We start from the raw sequence: 15,465 nt of genomic DNA on the forward strand, positions 1-15,465 counted from the left end.
AGCTCCCAGCGAAGAACGTATGCCTTCGATCTGGGTTCTGGACGCCGAAGCGTCAGATGCTCCTTAGAAAGGAGGTGATCCAGCCGCACCTTCCGGTACGGCTACCTTGTTACGACTTAGTCCTAATTACCGATCCCACCTTCGACGGCTCCCTCCACAAGGGTTAGGCCACCGGCTTCAGGTGTTACCGACTTTCATGACTTGACGGGCGGTGTGTACAAGACCCGGGAACGTATTCACCGCAGCGTTGCTGATCTGCGATTACTAGCGACTCCGACTTCATGAGGTCGAGTTGCAGACCTCAATCCGAACTGGGACCGGCTTTTTGGGATTCGCTCCACCTCACGGTATTGCAGCCCTTTGTACCGGCCATTGTAGCATGCGTGAAGCCCAAGACATAAGGGGCATGATGATTTGACGTCATCCCCACCTTCCTCCGAGTTGACCCCGGCAGTATCCCATGAGTTCCCACCATTACGTGCTGGCAACATAGAACGAGGGTTGCGCTCGTTGCGGGACTTAACCCAACATCTCACGACACGAGCTGACGACAACCATGCACCACCTGTTTACGAGTGTCCAAAGAGTTGACCATTTCTGGCCCGTTCTCGTATATGTCAAGCCTTGGTAAGGTTCTTCGCGTTGCATCGAATTAATCCGCATGCTCCGCCGCTTGTGCGGGTCCCCGTCAATTCCTTTGAGTTTTAGCCTTGCGGCCGTACTCCCCAGGCGGGGAACTTAATGCGTTAGCTGCGTCACGGAATCCGTGGAATGGACCCCACAACTAGTTCCCAACGTTTACGGGGTGGACTACCAGGGTATCTAAGCCTGTTTGCTCCCCACCCTTTCGCTCCTCAGCGTCAGTTACGGCCCAGAGATCTGCCTTCGCCATCGGTGTTCCTCCTGATATCTGCGCATTCCACCGCTACACCAGGAATTCCAATCTCCCCTACCGCACTCTAGTCTGCCCGTACCCACTGCAGGCCCGAGGTTGAGCCTCGGGATTTCACAGCAGACGCGACAAACCGCCTACGAGCTCTTTACGCCCAATAATTCCGGATAACGCTTGCGCCCTACGTATTACCGCGGCTGCTGGCACGTAGTTAGCCGGCGCTTTTTCTGCAGGTACCGTCACTTTCGCTTCTTCCCTGCTAAAAGAGGTTTACAACCCGAAGGCCGTCATCCCTCACGCGGCGTTGCTGCATCAGGCTTTCGCCCATTGTGCAATATTCCCCACTGCTGCCTCCCGTAGGAGTCTGGGCCGTGTCTCAGTCCCAGTGTGGCCGGTCACCCTCTCAGGCCGGCTACCCGTCGACGCCTTGGTGAGCCATTACCTCACCAACAAGCTGATAGGCCGCGAGCCCATCCCCAACCGAAAAATCTTTCCAAACGCAGACCATGCGGTCACGTCACATATCCAGTATTAGACGCCGTTTCCAGCGCTTATCCCAGAGTCAGGGGCAGGTTGCTCACGTGTTACTCACCCGTTCGCCACTGATCCCACAGAGCAAGCTCCGTGTTCACCGTTCGACTTGCATGTGTTAAGCACGCCGCCAGCGTTCATCCTGAGCCAGGATCAAACTCTCCGTAAAAAGAAATTGCATACGAACCGGGGAAAAACCGGAACGCAGCGAGTTTGATGCTGACCAAAGAGACAAATTCATTGCTGACTTCATCCATTGCCAGCCCCCGGAAGGGCTGGTCTTTGATCCAAAGGAATTCTCACCCAGCCGAAGCTAGACGAGGATAATTTGGCATTTGACAAGTGCACGCTGTTGAGTTCTCAAGGATCGGATGCTCCCACGACCCAGCCATCACGACCAGGCCCGCAGGGCAACTTCTCTATCTTACCGATCTCGTTTCCGTTGTCAAGTCCGAGTTTCTTCGGCCTGACCGTGGGAACGGATCAGCATCCTTCATCCTGTTCACTCAGTGAGTGTGTGGGATTCGGGAGGTGTTAGCTGCTTGACGGGAGCCGGTCCGAGGACCTCCGCTCAACCGTTTGGGGCGAACAGGTAATAACTTACGTGGGTTCCAGGCATCGGGCAAATCACCGCAGACTCCCGGGCGTGTCGCCTCCTCCCGCTCCGTCCGACACCCTCTCGGCCGGCGCGGTCACCGAAGGACGGGACGCCTCCTCGGGCTGCAGGTCGCCGATGCGCTTCGGCGTCGCGACGACGGCCAGGAGCGACACGAGGCAGGCGGCGATGACGAACAGCACCACGAGCCAGAGCCCTCCCCCGGCGGCCGCGACGAGCGCGGTGGCGATGAGCGGAGTCGGGCCGGCGACCAGCGCTCCATTGAGCTCCCGGGCCGTCGCGACGCCGGTGAAGCGGTACCGGGTCGGGAAGAGGTTCGTGAGGAAGGTCCCGGTGGACGCCGCGGTCGCACCCACGGCGATGACGCCGAGCGCCGTCATCCCGAGAGCAGCCAGCACCGGGTCGCCGGACTGCAGGGAGAGGAAGACCGGGTACGTGAGGACGATCCCGGCGACCGAGCCGAACATCACCACGCGCTTGGCCCCGAAGCGATCGACCGCGACGCCGCCGAGGACAGGAGCGAAGGCGGTGAGCAGTGAGGACACCAGGACAGCGATCAGCGCCTCGACCCGGGGCATCCCGACCGTCAGCGTGAGGTAGCTCAGCGCGAAGGCGCTCAGGACGTAGTTCGTCACGTTGTGCCCGCAGACGCTGAAGAAGCCGATGACGAGCTCGCGGGGGCTGCGGCGGAACAGCTCCGCCAAGGGCACCTTCGTCGCGGACTGCTCCGCGTTCGTCACCGCGTCCCGGTACTCGGGCGTCTCCTCGAGGCGACGACGGATCCAGAGCGCCAGGACGAACAGGACGGCGGAGACCAGGAACGGAATGCGCCAGGCCCCGCCGAGGAGCACGTCGCCGGGCAGCATCGAGGCGAAGGTGAAGGCCAGCGTCGCGAGGAAGGCTCCACCGGGGGCACCCGAGGTGACCAGTCCGATGACCCGGCCGCGCCGCCGCTCGGGGGCGTACTCGGCGACGAGCGTGAGCGCACCGGCGAGTTCCGCACCGGCGCCGAAGCCCTGGATGAAGCGGAACAGGATCAGCAGGATCGGCGCCGCCACCCCGATCGCCTCGGCAGTCGGGAGGAGCCCGATGCCCACGGTCGCGATCCCCATGAGCACGATGGTCAGGATCATCGCGGGCTTCCGGCCGACCCGGTCGCCGAGGTGGGAGATGATCAGGCCGCCGAGCGGCCGCACCACGAACCCGACGGCGAAGGTCGCGAAGGCGAGCATCGAGGCGGAGGCGGGGATGACGTCCGGGAAGAAGAGCGGGCCGATCACGAGGCCGGCGGCGGCGCCGTAGAGCGCGTAGTCGTACCACTCGATGAGCGTGCCGAAATAGGCTGCGGCGATCGCCCGCCTCGCCTGCGGGGTCATGGTGCGCTGCTGTTCATTGGCCATGGGGTGTCCTTTCGTCATTGAAAAGTGCTGGCGTGGTCGTGGTTATCCGGTCGGCGCGAGGACCGTGGTCCCCCGGCCGCGTAGTTCGGCGGTCGTGCGCACGCCGAGAAGCTGCATCGTCGACAGGGTCTCGTTCGCCACGAGGTCGAGTGCTCGCTCCACCCCGATCCGTCCGCCTGCCATGAGGCCGTACATGTACCCCCGGCCGAGGAAGACGAAGTCGGCTCCGCACGCGATCGCGGCCACGACGTCGAGGCCGCTGCGGATGCCGGAGTCGAGGAGGATCGGGACGTCGTCGCCGACGGCGGCGCGCACCGCACCGACGACCTCGATGGGCGCGATCGCACGGTCGAGTTGACGACCGCCGTGGTTGGAGACCCAGATGGCGTCCGCTCCGGCGTCGATGAAGCGCTCGGCGTCGATGGCGGAGAGCACGCCCTTCACGACGATCGGCCCGTTCCAGTTCCCCCGCAGCCAGCGCACGTCGTCCAAGGACAGCGCGGGATCGAACATGCTGCTGACCACGTCGGTGACGCTTCCGGATCGGGGCCCGAAGTTCGCCATGGCCGGTGCATCGTGTGCCAGCAGATCGAGTGACCACGCGGGATGCAGCGCCGACTGCACGGCGGTGCGCAGCGTCAGACGCGGCGGCATCGAGAGTCGGTTGCGGTCGTCGCGGTAGCGCTGCCCGGGCACCCGGGTGTCGACGGTCAGCACGAGGGTGTCGAAACCCGCCGCAGCAGCCCGCTCGATGAGGGCGAGCGACGCAGCACGATCCCGCCGCAGGTAGAGCTGGAACCATCGGCGCGCAGCGGGCGCCGCGTCGGCGACGTCCTCGATGCTCCGCGTGCCCATCGTGGAGAGCACGAACGGCACATCGCGGTTCGCAGCCGCGCGGACCCCGTCGGTCTCGCCGGCCGCGCGCATGAGGGCGGTGAGGCCGATGGGGGCGATGCCGATCGGCATCGCATGCTCGCGTCCCAGCAGGCGGGTGGTGAGCGACGCTCCGGCTGCGCTCTCCGTGACGGAGGGCACGAACCTCCGGCGGGCGAAGGCCGACTCGTTGTCTCGGGCGGCTTGCTCGGTCACCGCGGCACCCTCGACGTAGTCGAAGACGAATCCGGGCACGCGACGCTTCGCGAGCCGGCGGAGGTCGCCGAGGCTACGTGCCTCCGCCACGCGCGTCGCCTCGGTGGGAAGCGCCGGCGGAGCGAAGCTCAGCAGCTCGGTGAAGGTGCGGATGCGGCGTCGCAAAAGTCCTGGTTCCTCTCGGCAGCCCCGGGGCGGCCGGAGAGCCGACCGCGGTGTCGGCACCACCATAGCCACCAAATATCTTGGGCACAATAGCGATATGCTTCAGATATATCTGGGGCGAGCAGAGGGTCGCTCGTTCGCGTCGAGCGCGGGTCAGGCTTCGAGGAATGCCTGGAGGACGAACTCCCTCAGCTCCACGAGGTGGCCGCGCATGGCCTCCTCGGCGGCGCGCGGGTCGCCGGTGCGGAGCGCCTCCAGCACCTGCTGGTGCCCGTTGTTCTCGACGTCCGAGTGGATACGCGCATCGATCGCCGGGATCAGGTGATGACTCCGTGTCGTCTCGTCGAACAGGCCGCTCATGAGCGTCTTGGCCCGAGCGTTGCGCGCCGCGCCGAGGATGCACTCGTGGAATGCGCGCGCCGCATCGGTCAGCTCCGCCGTGCCGGAGCCGCTGCGCTGCGCGTCCAGGATCGAGCTGAGCTCCTCGATGAAAGCCTCGTTGCCGTAGCGCGTCGCACCCGCCGCCATCGGCGGTTCGATGATCAGGCGCAGATCGAGCACCTCGCGCACCTCGTTGATGCCCAGCGGGCGGACGACGTATCCGCGCCGGGGAAGGGCGACGACGAGCCCCTCGACGACGAGGATCTGCAGGGCCTCGCGCACGGGCGTCTTCGACACCCCGAAGCGCGCGGCCAGCTCCGGTTCGATGACGACCTCGCCCGGGGCGAGCCGGGTGCGGACGATGTCGTCCCTGAGCGCCACGTACACCTTCTGCGTGCGCGACAGCACGCGATCCCCCTCGCCGAGGGCTGCGGCGCGGCGCCGGCTGTCGACGGCATGCGTGTGCAGGGTCGAGCCGGATTCGCTGGGCGTCGCGTCCATGTCCTCAGCCTAGGGGCACGGAATCGAACCCCCGCCGCTGCCGAGCGGTCTCATCGCAGCGATCGGATCGGTCGCGTGCCCCAACGAAAGAACCTCGCCCCGCGAGGATGCGGGGCGAGGTTCTTGCGTTCTGTTCCTGTGGACCTAAGGGGATTCGAACCCCTGACCTCCTCGATGCGAACGAGGCGCGCTACCAACTGCGCCATAGGCCCGTGAACGACATCTACGTTATCACGCTCGCGATCCCGGACATGACGAAGGCCCCGCATCTCCGTGTTTCCAGGGGAGGCAGGGCCTTCGTGGTGGCGGTGACGGTGGGATTTGAACCCAAGTGCACATGTCCGGGATCCTGGCACGATAGGCCGAAATCGCTGATATGACGCGGATCCTGCACCCGGCTGGGACCGCCCCCATCACCAAGAATCTGGTGCACTTGTGTCCACGGGTGTGTCCACGTCTAGAAGTCGAACTCGGGGAACTTCATGCGCATGAGGTGTCGGAGCTCATCCTTGGGCATGGTGCCGTCTGGGTCGATGCTCATGGTGTACTCGTACAACCGAGCGATGTTCTTGGCACCCTCATCATCGGGGGCAACTGCTCGGTTCTGAACGCGCTCCACTCTGGTACGGACTCGAACTCCGCCGACGTGGAACCGATGCAACTCTTCGCGCACCACCCGACGCACGATCCGTTCGAAGTCATCCTCGTTCATGTCTCTCTCGGTAGCTATGGAGCGTTGCCTTTGTCGATCGCGATTTCGAGGTCGTCGATGATGTCCTGTAGGTCGTCGACCTTGGAGCCCGCTTCGTCTGGATCGGCGAGCACTTCCGCGTTAAGGGAGATCAGGTCAGCCCCAATCGTGTTGTTCGCTTCGAACCAGATGTCTTGCTCCGGGACGAGCTCCCCCACCTTTTGGATTCCGTTGCTGAGTTCGGTGGCTGGCACAGATTCGTCCAGCGCCCGAGCCCACGCGATACCGTCGTCGATTGTCTTGATCTGATCTGCTGTGGGCGCGGCCGCCGCTGGCGAGGCTTCTGACGTGCTTGATTCTCCGGTCGTGGCCGGGGAGCATCCAGAGAATGCCAGCGCGCCAGTCAGGATCAGAAGCGCTACGGCGGGTGACCGGTTCATGCCGTGAGCATAGCGCCCGAGACGTTTAAGCGAGGAGGTTTTCGACGCCGGTCATTGCACGGGAGAGGCGGTCGAGGTGCGCGGGACTCTTGTAAGACCGGGTCATGGCGCGCGTGGAGTGTCCGACGAGCTCGACAATCAACTCCTCCGGGACATCTGCGGCATAGAGAAGGTCGACGGCGGCATGTCTGAGGTCGTGCAGCCTGACGTGCCGGTCCTCGCCGAGGAGCTCCCGCTGAACGGCCGGCCACAACCGCGTCTCCATGTTCGGATCGATCGGCCTGCCTTTGCGAGTGAAGACGAGTCCCCATGGGTTCGACTCCATTGTCGCGAGGTGGTGCTCCATCATGTCCCGCAGTGGGTTGATGAGCGGCACTGTGCGCCAGCCTGCCTTCGACTTGGGCCTGGTGAGAAAGAAGCCCCCGTACAGGTGCCGGTACTCGAAATCCGGTGGGGCGATGGGTAGACCGCTGTCACCGCGTCTAAGCGTTTGCATCTGCCAACTGATATCGAGGTGCGAGCCGACACGGTTCACCTCGAGTCCGACGACCTCACCGCGGCGCGCACCCGTCAGGATGTACGTCATCCACTTGAGCCCGTCCGGCCGCGTCTTCAGCGTTTCGAGAAGGTAACGGAGCTCTTGCGTGGTGGGGACGTCTAGTTGTGGGCGTGCTGGCCGTGGCTGCTCAACCAGACGGACGGGGTTTCGTTCGATCTCCTCTTCACGGACGGCGGCATCGAAGGCGCGTGAGGCGACGACATGAGCGTTGCGAACTGTCGTCGGGGAGCACTCGTCCCGCATCCAACGATGCATGCGGCGAATGTCAGCGGCTCGGACGGCTGCGAGCGGAGTACCGGCGCCTAGAGCGGGGATGATCCTCGTTTTGGCGATGGATCGATACCCGTCTGCGGTCTTGGGTCGAAGCTGCGGGTAGACGCATTCTGCAAGCCAGTAGTCGAACCACTCGCCGACCGTGGTCGAGCCGCCGGACGGGTAGGCGGTAGCGGAGGGCAGGTCGGTGCCCGCTCGGGAGCGTTGGAGATCTTGAAGGTATGCGACGGCTGATCCGCGGTCCTTGAACCGCTTCACACTGCGCTGTCTCCTGCCGTTCTTGGGCGGCATGGGTACCGCAACTGTCCAGTATCCGCGCTGGTCTCGGTAGATCGTTCCGGTTCCCTTGGTGCGACGAGACGCCATGCACAGACCATAGGTCCAACCGATCCGGATGTTACGGCCCGCACGGTCGGTTCCGTCAGAATAGACGGCTAAGCCGTCAGATCCGACCGATCTGGTGCCGCTAATGCGCCCCATTATTTCAGCGACAGTGGGACGCGACTAAGTGATCCCTCCTCCGCGGGGAGGCGGAGAAGGGATCGGAGCCAGTATGCCGGTCTGACCGGGGGAGTGCAATCACCGCTGCCTGGCCCGGATGTTGATGTCGTTCATGGCGCGTAGGCTCAACAGGTCTCGGCCGGAGGAAGGACATCTGGCCGTGGTTTTTCGAGGGCTCTCTGCGGGCGTGAAGTTGAGTATCGCTTTGGATGCGATCTGTTCACGCAACAGGTACTGGCTGTTCTCGACGGCTAGAGAAGGGCTCTCACTCGGGCCCGAGTCCTCGGGGTGAGAGCCCCCTACCGGAGCCGTCCCAGGGGATCTCCCCAGAGTCCCGAGCTGCGCTCTATCGCCACTCTACTCTCCAGCAGCCCCACCGGAACCCCTATGCAGAGTTTCCGGTCCGATCGCTGCCCGGGACTGCACTAGCGGGCAGGTGAAGACATCGCGTTCGCCTAGCCCAACTCGGTTGATGTACCTGACAACGATCGCGTACGAGGTGAACAGGCCAACCTGGGTGTACGGCACCCGGTTCGTCTCGCAGTATTGCTGCACGATCGGCGCCGCCCGTCGAAGGTGCGGCCGAGGCATTGAAGGAAACAAGTGGTGTTCAACCTGATAGTTCAACCCACCCATCAGCACGTCGAGGAAGCGTCCTCCGCGGATGTTCCTGCTCATTCTCACCTGACGACTGAGGAAGTCGAGCACGAGGCCGCGCGGCACGACTGGCATTCCTTTGTGGTTGGGGGCGAACGCGATGCCCATGTAGAAGCCGAACACTCCCACCTGGACCGCCAGGAAGGTGGCTGCTATACCCGGGGATAGCACGAAGAAGACCAGCACGGGGTAGCCGACGAGGCGTACGACCAAGAATGCAATCTCCACCCACCGGCGCTGCAACCGGCCCCTAGAGCAGACGCGTCGAACGCTGGACGCATGGAGCGAGATCCCTTCCAACAAGAGGATGGGGAAGAACAGCAGTCCTTGGTGTGCTTGCAACCAGGCGAAGCTCCGGTTTCGTTGCGACGCGACGGATTCCGTGGTCACGGCGATAACGGGAAGTTCGATGTCTGGGTCCGAACCGAGCTTGTTGGGGTTTGCGTGATGACGGGTGTGCTTGTGCTGCCACCACCCATAGCTCATGCCTACGAGAAGATCCCCGAGGATCAGGCTGATCCAGTCATTCCAACGCCCCGATACGAAGATCTGCCGATGCGCGGCGTCGTGCCCGAGAAAAGCGATCTGAGTGAAAAGGACCGCCAGGACGGCGCCAGTGAACAACTGCCACCAGGACTCTCCTATCCAGGCGAACACGAGAAGGCAAAGCGCGACCGCTGCCGGGGCGGCGACAAGCCTCGTCCAGTAGTAGCCGTAGCGCCTACGCAGCAGCCCGAGTTCACGCACCTGCTGTGCCAGCGGGGTGAAAGAACTCCCCGGAGGGACCGCGGTGTCGCGCGGTCGGGTCGGAGTGTAACGACGGGGCGTATCCATGATGACCTGGTTTCGATGTGTCCCCAGTGGCGGAGCCCACTATTGCGGTGGGCGTTGGCGACGTGCTCGATTACGGACGAATCCGAAAATGAGTGTGCCGACGAACAGGATGATGCCGATCACTGCCAGCCACAGGAGCCCCTTGATGGCGAAACCGACGACGGAGAGAACGGCCCATACGACGAGCAGGATGATCAGTACGGTCCACATGCCCTTGAAGCTACGTGCAAGGTCTCGTTAATGAATGCCCGTTGACAATTCGACGAACGAGGCGGCGGGCGTGCTTGGTTGCGCCGTCAGGAGGTTACGGAGTTGTCTTCGGGACGCTCTGCGCGGTGTTGAAACACGACCGACCCTGCGAGGGCAGCAACAGAGGCAGCGCGCTCTTCTTCGCGGATGGATGCTTCCTCGTGGCGTAGCGCTGTGATCTCCCGGGCAGCGACAAGAGCTCGGCTGGTTTCCGCGAGGCGATCCGCGAGGACTGCGGCGAGACCATCGCGCAGTTCCTCGAGGTTGGTGTTGATGATCTCAAGCCTGCGATCCGAGACGTGAAGCTCGACGGTCGGAAATCCGTTCTGCGCCAGGTGATCGCGCATGTCGAGGCCTTCGATCGCGCTTACTTCGTCTGGGTCGGCCTTCCGTGTGAACACCGCTTCGACGGTATACCGTTCAGGTGCCTCGTCGGTGAGGAGGGTGGCGGGGAGGGAGCCGACGAGCACGGCTCCGAGCCCAAGGACGTCTTCGTTCTTCAGTTGTGTGTTCATGTTCGGACGGTACTCCCTGAACATGTGGACGCTCCCAGCCTTTTTCATCTCGCGCCTTGCGGTAGCCGTCCCCACCCGACTCTTGCGATTCCCTGGCGAACGGGGTCAGGGAAGCGGTAGTCCGAGTCATCCACAGCTACAAGTCTTGCGGTCATACGAAACTCCAATCAATGAGTCTGTCGGAAGAGATGAGAAGGGCCCGTGTCACCGACAACTGACACGGGCCCCTTAGTCACAGATACGACGGGAGTGATTCGTCGTAGTCGGGGAATCGATGCCAGATAGACCGGCGAATGCCAGACCGCTCAAGACGGAAGGCCAAGAGCTCCCCGCCGATCGCGACCGACTTCTCCCCCCGCTCCCGGAACCGCTGCTGCTCTTCGCGCAGACAGGATGCCAGGGTGATCCTGTCCTCGAGCTCGTAGGGGATGTTGAGCGTGAACGACTGTGGCTCGGGCTTCACCATGAACCTGTTCCCATGGAAGCGCTCGGACTCAAAATCACCGCCCCTCATCGACGTGTACGTGTACGACACCAAATGGTCTGACCCGATCGGGAACCCGTACAGGTAGATGGTGGACGTCTCCGCATCGCCATACTCCTCGGCGACCTGGGCGCGGAAGTCCCGCAGTTTCTCAGGGGTGATGTTGTCGACGTCGCCGATGTCCCTTAGGTCGGGGTTGTTGACGATGAAAGCGAGTAGCGCCGCAGCAACTTCCGCGGTTCCCGTCGCCGCCATCACCATGTTCAGTCGGGGAATCGGATACACCTTGGGGTAGTACATCGCGGGTGTGTCTTCGTCTCCGCGAACCACGAGGGTGTCCGCCGCGAGCTCAACCCAGTCTTCCCACTGAAAGACCATCAACAGGCTCATTTCCATCCCCTCCGCATCGCTGCCTCGTGGTGCGTCGATACATCCATGTAGATCGCCTCGCTGTCAGGCGCCGCAACCAGGTTCCCAGTGCGCCTTCCCGCGAGCGTTGCCCGCCACTCTTCGATTGCGGAGTGACCACCCGCGGCATCGACTTCGTCGGCAGGGATGACATGCTCACCGGGTGCGAGCATCCGGAGCTCGGAATCTCTCCCCTTCGGCCCCGGCCCGCGAACTGGCCCACCCGTCGACATCCCGGGCGCGACAGTCTTACTTCCGACGCGGAACGACTGACCGCCCTCCGCGTCCACGAACACCTTCACGCGCCGGCCGTTGTTCAACGTCACGAATCGGTCGATCTTGTTCTGAGCTGACGCGGTTTCGACGAGCATGTCGATGGTCTTCTTGTTCGGCATCTGGAAGATCCGATCCGCCAACACCTTCACCTCACCGGCGTTGTAGCCCGCAGCGACCGCAGCATCGATGAATGCCTGACGCTGCTGAGCCAACGTCGAGTTCCACTTCTTCGCCGCCTCGTCCGCACTCATCGTCGCCAGATCCTGCTCAAACTGAGCCCGAGCCGCGCTCTGAGCAGCAGCAGCAACCTCCGAAAGAGCCGCCGCATTCGCAGACCCCGCCGCAGTGCTTTCATCGAGCGAGTTGCCGTTCTTGGCGACCACATCAGACAGGCCCACAAGCGCGTCCTGATACCGCGCGTTCGCGGTGATGGCATCCTGAGCGACCCCGTTAGCGGCGTTGATCTTGTCGATCAGGCCAGTGAGCTGCGAGTTGAGATCCTGCACGGCATCGGCCTGCGCGACGTACGAATCGGTGGCACTCTCAGACTGAGACGTGGAGGTCGAAGTGGCTTCCTCCTCCTGGCCCTTCAGTTTGATCGCGTCGTCGATCGCACCGTTCTGCTTCTGAATGCCGCCGATCATTGCCTCGAGCGCCGCACGAGTCTCGTACGCGTTCATTCCGGTCTCCTCCTGGATGCGGTTGAACGCCTCCTGGTCGCCGTTCAGAGCGTCGTAGTAGGTGCTGAGCTCGTCGATCGCGTCCGCGTTCTTCAACGCCGCGTCCGTGACCACATCGGCCCCCACGCCCAGCTTCTCCGCGGCGTCGAACGCGGACTGCCAGTTGAACGTCAGCAGCTCGCCGCCCTTCTGCAACTCTTCGATCGCCGTGGAGCGTGCGGCATCGGAAAGCTTGTTCGTGCCGTCCTCGATGGAGTCCGCGTAAGCCTGCGCTCGCGCTTGGGCCTTCTGATGCTGGGAGGCAAGTTCACCGACGATGAGGAACAACCCACCGAGGGCGAGACCCGCGGCGCCGGCCGTCAGACCGATGCCTTTCATCGTCCAGGTGGACGCTTCCACCGTCGCCTTGAATTCGAGCCATTTCGGAACGGCGAGGAAAGCCGCCCCGCCCGTGAGAGCTACCGCAGCCGCAGCCCCACCTAGAGCCATCACCGACGCCTGTACCGGTGCAGGCAGATCGTTGTACATACTGATCAGGCCCGTGAGCGCCTGCACCATCGTCCGCAGAGTGTCGTTCGCCGTGGACCCTGTATCGATCAGAGCCGTCTCAAAAGCGCCCCCGAGGGCTTCCACATCGCCCTTGAGGTTATCGAGCCGCATAGCCGCCGTGGAGGCCGCGTAGCCCTGGTCATTGACCTCATCAGTCCACTTCTCGATGCCCTCCGCGCCCTGCTGGTAGAGGACCGTTGCGGCACGCACAGCATCAGCACCGAAGATCGTCTTGAGAGTCGCGTTCTGCTGCTCCGTCGACAACCCAGACAGGCCTTCCTTGAGCCGGCCCGCGTACTCGGACAGGCCGACGAAGTTCCCCTGAGCGTCGTACGCCTGCAAGTTGTACTTCTCCATCAACGTTGCCGCCTGCGCGGACGTCGGATTCAAAGCCTGCAACATCGTCTTGAACGACGTACCAGCGTCCGAACCGAGAAGGCCCGCGGAAGCGAACGCCGCCAGACCCGCAGTCGTCTCCTCAATCGACAGACCCGTCTGCTTCGCGACAAGCGCCGATTGATTCAATGCCTGCGACAAGTCAGACACGTCACCCATCGCCTTGCCAGCACCAGCAGCAAGCAGGTCCGCGACGTGAGCCATGTCCGAACCCTCAAGGTTGAACTGCTGCAACGACGTGGCCGCGATCCCCGCAGCCGTCGCAACATCCAGGCCACCAGCAGCCGCGAGATCCAGAGCACCTGCCAGGCCGCCACCGAGGATGTCCTTCGTCGAAACGCCCGCCTTCGCAAGCTCCTCGATCGCCTGCGCAGACTCCGTAGCGGAGAACACCGTCGACTCGCCCGCATCCAGAGCCGCCTGACGCAACAAGCCCATGTTCGCGGCAGTCTCGTGAGTAGCCGCCTGCACGTTCGACATCTGAGCATCGAAGTCCATGCTCGCTTTCGTCGCCGCAGCAAGCCCAGCCGTCAGCAGGGCGCCCATCGTCAGCCCGGTCGCTCCAAGCTGCTGAAACGCCTGCTTTTTCTGCGCCAGCTTCTCCGCCTCCGTGCCAACTGTCGCGGTCGCATTTGCCGCGTCACGCATCGACTTTTCATAGTCCGCGACCACCGCGGAAAGTCGAACCTTCACCGCCCGTTCAGCCATCAACGGCCTCCTTCTCCCCACGAGCCAGCAGCTGTTCACGCCGCTGGTTCGGCTCCCACACATTCAGAGCCCACACCGCCATCCGGAACTCCTTCTGATCTTCCGGAGGCATCTGCGGGTACAGCTCCGGCCACACGTAGACCGCCTGCTTCTCCCGCGCCCGGAACAAGTCGTCCTCCTCGCCATCAACGACGAGCGTCACCCCCGGGTAGTTCCTCGCAACGGCGTCCAGGTTGAACCACAACGGCATATCCACCGCCACACCCGGCCGCGGCGGAAACCGGTCAGCGAGCTCACTGAACTCACTCGGGTGCATGAACGGCACCCGGAAGGTCGCGAGCTTGTCACCGAACACGGTCTCCACCTCAACCGGCCCAACCTTCTCGTAGTACGCCTCAGCCTCAGCCACCAGCTCCTCGGCCATACGCTTCTGTTTCTCAATCAGCGTCTTCAAATCCGTCATCGGAAGTCCTTTCAGTCCTAAAAAAAACGGGACAGCCGCGCACGCAGAATGTGAGCGGCTATCCCCGGCGACCGGCAGAGAGGGGGTAGGAGTCACCCCCACCCCCTCTGTGCCGGCTCAGGGTCAGTTCTGGAACGCGCGTGCTACTGCCGCCTCGACGAGAGCGCCGTCGTTGGCGTTCCTCGGGGTGATGCGCTCTGGTGCTGCTTGTGCGCGGGAGTCCACTCCGAACCGCTTGGGTACGTGCGGGGATGGTGCGGGGATGTCACCTTCGATGAGTTCCGCGTTGTCGTTGTGCACCATCTGCGCGAGGACACCGAGTGCGTGTGTGCGGGTGGTGAGCACAGTCCCTGCGTTGTGTCCGCCGAGGTCCCTCAGCAGACGGATGGCTGTGATGCTTCCGAGTGCGCGACCACGCGTGTCGAAGCTCGGAAGGTTGGCTGGGTCGATGGCCATGTGAGCGCTGTCGCTGTGCTTCTGCGTTGTGTGGCGGATGTGGCCGGCGACGGATCCGATCGTGGAGACGCGGCCACCGCCGATCGTGATCGTTGTTCCGGTCGGGCCTGCCGACTGGATGTGAACCTCGTCGCCGTTGACGGTGAGCCCGGTGTCCGGGATGCCGAGTTCCCGGAGTCGGGTGACCCAGCCGCTGATAGCGCTGTTGCGGGTTTCGTTGGCGGTGGTGATGTCGGCGAGTGCCTGTCGGAGTCTGCTGATGGCCTCTTCGATGGGCGAGGTTGTGAGGGCCGGGTCGTCGAGGAGTTCAGCGATCGCGTCGGCGATGGTGTTCCTGTCGGCGAGGTTGTTGAGTTCGGCTTCGGCGGCGTGACGGGCTGCGTCTACTCGCATGGTGGCGAGGTTGAGGCGGTCGGTGTGTGCTGCAAGTGTTTCGGCGCCGAGGTTGCCGGCGAGGGCGGAGGCCTTCAGCGTGTCGGTCTGCGCGGTGAGGTTCTCGAGTTCGGCTTCGGCGGCTTCGAGTGCTTCTGTGCGAGGGGATCGCAGGTCGATGGTGTGCTTCTGAATCTTCGTCATCTTGTGTGTCCTGTTCATTCGTTGTGTTCCGGGCACTCGTTCGTCCATTGCCCGGACTTGTTCGTGGATGTCCATCCGTCTGCGTGTGCTTCTCGGATGAGTTCGTGGTGTGGGAGCCGTTCTGCCGTTGCGAATACGGCGTCACATCCGGCTTCGTCGCAGAGGACTGCGGCCC

At 63.3% G+C, this 15,465-nt stretch carries 13 protein-coding genes, 1 tRNA gene and 1 rRNA gene; all 15 read right to left on the minus strand.

Going from position 1 to position 15,465, the window contains the following annotated elements:
• Positions 1-67 precede the first annotated feature (67 nt).
• Positions 68-1,592, minus strand: a 16S ribosomal RNA gene (locus tag RI211_RS14575).
• Positions 1,593-2,050: 458 nt separating this feature from the next.
• Positions 2,051-3,439: an MFS transporter gene (locus RI211_RS14580; RefSeq protein ID WP_315638519.1), complete on the minus strand. Its 1,389-nt coding sequence runs from the start codon at positions 3,437-3,439 to the stop codon at positions 2,051-2,053.
• 42 nt (positions 3,440-3,481) lie between these two features.
• Entirely contained in the window at positions 3,482-4,693 is a 1,212-nt protein-coding gene (locus tag RI211_RS14585) for an alpha-hydroxy acid oxidase (protein ID WP_315638518.1), read from the minus strand.
• Between the two features lie 153 nt (positions 4,694-4,846).
• Entirely contained in the window at positions 4,847-5,575 is a 729-nt protein-coding gene (locus tag RI211_RS14590; protein WP_315638517.1) for a GntR family transcriptional regulator, read from the minus strand.
• Between the two features lie 139 nt (positions 5,576-5,714).
• Positions 5,715-5,787, minus strand: a tRNA-Ala gene (locus tag RI211_RS14595).
• Positions 5,788-6,032: 245 nt separating this feature from the next.
• Positions 6,033-6,287, minus strand: coding sequence for a hypothetical protein (locus tag RI211_RS14600; RefSeq protein ID WP_315638516.1), 255 nt, complete (start codon positions 6,285-6,287; stop codon positions 6,033-6,035).
• A gap of 14 nt (positions 6,288-6,301) precedes the next feature.
• A complete protein-coding gene (locus tag RI211_RS14605; protein ID WP_315638515.1) occupies positions 6,302-6,706 on the minus strand; it encodes a hypothetical protein in 405 nt (134 codons plus the stop codon).
• Positions 6,707-6,731: 25 nt separating this feature from the next.
• Positions 6,732-7,829: a tyrosine-type recombinase/integrase gene (locus RI211_RS14610; RefSeq protein WP_315638514.1), complete on the minus strand. Its 1,098-nt coding sequence runs from the start codon at positions 7,827-7,829 to the stop codon at positions 6,732-6,734.
• A 567-nt stretch (positions 7,830-8,396) separates the two neighbouring features.
• Entirely contained in the window at positions 8,397-9,530 is a 1,134-nt protein-coding gene (locus RI211_RS14615) for a fatty acid desaturase family protein (protein ID WP_315638513.1), read from the minus strand.
• Between the two features lie 39 nt (positions 9,531-9,569).
• Positions 9,570-9,740 carry a hypothetical protein gene (locus tag RI211_RS14620; RefSeq protein ID WP_168428978.1) on the minus strand — a complete coding sequence of 57 codons (171 nt, stop codon included), beginning with the start codon at positions 9,738-9,740 and terminating at the stop codon, positions 9,570-9,572.
• An 86-nt stretch (positions 9,741-9,826) separates the two neighbouring features.
• The gene (locus RI211_RS14625; protein WP_315638511.1) at positions 9,827-10,294 is read right to left on the minus strand and encodes a hypothetical protein; all 468 of its coding nucleotides are present in this window, start codon (positions 10,292-10,294) and stop codon (positions 9,827-9,829) included.
• A 232-nt stretch (positions 10,295-10,526) separates the two neighbouring features.
• Positions 10,527-11,168: a hypothetical protein gene (locus tag RI211_RS14630; RefSeq protein ID WP_315638510.1), complete on the minus strand. Its 642-nt coding sequence runs from the start codon at positions 11,166-11,168 to the stop codon at positions 10,527-10,529.
• Positions 11,165-13,795, minus strand: coding sequence for a phage tail tape measure protein (locus tag RI211_RS14635; RefSeq protein WP_315714332.1), 2,631 nt, complete (start codon positions 13,793-13,795; stop codon positions 11,165-11,167). The genes RI211_RS14630 and RI211_RS14635 overlap by 4 nt, the downstream gene beginning before the upstream one ends.
• Positions 13,788-14,258: a hypothetical protein gene (locus RI211_RS14640; protein WP_315638521.1), complete on the minus strand. Its 471-nt coding sequence runs from the start codon at positions 14,256-14,258 to the stop codon at positions 13,788-13,790. The genes RI211_RS14635 and RI211_RS14640 overlap by 8 nt, the downstream gene beginning before the upstream one ends.
• 123 nt (positions 14,259-14,381) lie before the next feature.
• Complete coding sequence (locus RI211_RS14645; protein ID WP_315638522.1) at positions 14,382-15,365, minus strand: hypothetical protein; 984 nt, start codon at positions 15,363-15,365, stop codon at positions 14,382-14,384.
• Positions 15,366-15,465 lie beyond the last annotated feature (100 nt).

This window comes from Microbacterium meiriae (genome assembly GCF_032364335.1).
Lineage (GTDB): Bacteria > Actinomycetota > Actinomycetes > Actinomycetales > Microbacteriaceae > Microbacterium > Microbacterium meiriae.

Bases quoted from the DNA above. Each gene is read 5' to 3' on its own strand.
- RI211_RS14620 (WP_168428978.1), bottom strand. From the start codon at position 9,740: ATGTGGACCGTACTGATCATCCTGCTCGTCGTATGGGCCGTTCTCTCC.
- RI211_RS14630 (WP_315638510.1), bottom strand. From the start codon at position 11,168: ATGAGCCTGTTGATGGTCTTTCAGTGGGAAGACTGGGTTGAGCTCGCG.
- RI211_RS14625 (WP_315638511.1), bottom strand. From the start codon at position 10,294: ATGAACACACAACTGAAGAACGAAGACGTCCTTGGGCTCGGAGCCGTG.
- RI211_RS14605 (WP_315638515.1), bottom strand. From the start codon at position 6,706: ATGAACCGGTCACCCGCCGTAGCGCTTCTGATCCTGACTGGCGCGCTG.
- RI211_RS14580 (WP_315638519.1), bottom strand. From the start codon at position 3,439: ATGGCCAATGAACAGCAGCGCACCATGACCCCGCAGGCGAGGCGGGCG.
- RI211_RS14610 (WP_315638514.1), bottom strand. From the start codon at position 7,829: ATGCCGCCCAAGAACGGCAGGAGACAGCGCAGTGTGAAGCGGTTCAAG.
- RI211_RS14635 (WP_315714332.1), bottom strand. From the start codon at position 13,795: ATGGCTGAACGGGCGGTGAAGGTTCGACTTTCCGCGGTGGTCGCGGAC.
- RI211_RS14645 (WP_315638522.1), bottom strand. From the start codon at position 15,365: ATGGACATCCACGAACAAGTCCGGGCAATGGACGAACGAGTGCCCGGA.
- RI211_RS14590 (WP_315638517.1), bottom strand. From the start codon at position 5,575: ATGGACGCGACGCCCAGCGAATCCGGCTCGACCCTGCACACGCATGCC.
- RI211_RS14615 (WP_315638513.1), bottom strand. From the start codon at position 9,530: ATGGATACGCCCCGTCGTTACACTCCGACCCGACCGCGCGACACCGCG.
- RI211_RS14600 (WP_315638516.1), bottom strand. From the start codon at position 6,287: ATGAACGAGGATGACTTCGAACGGATCGTGCGTCGGGTGGTGCGCGAA.
- RI211_RS14640 (WP_315638521.1), bottom strand. From the start codon at position 14,258: ATGACGGATTTGAAGACGCTGATTGAGAAACAGAAGCGTATGGCCGAG.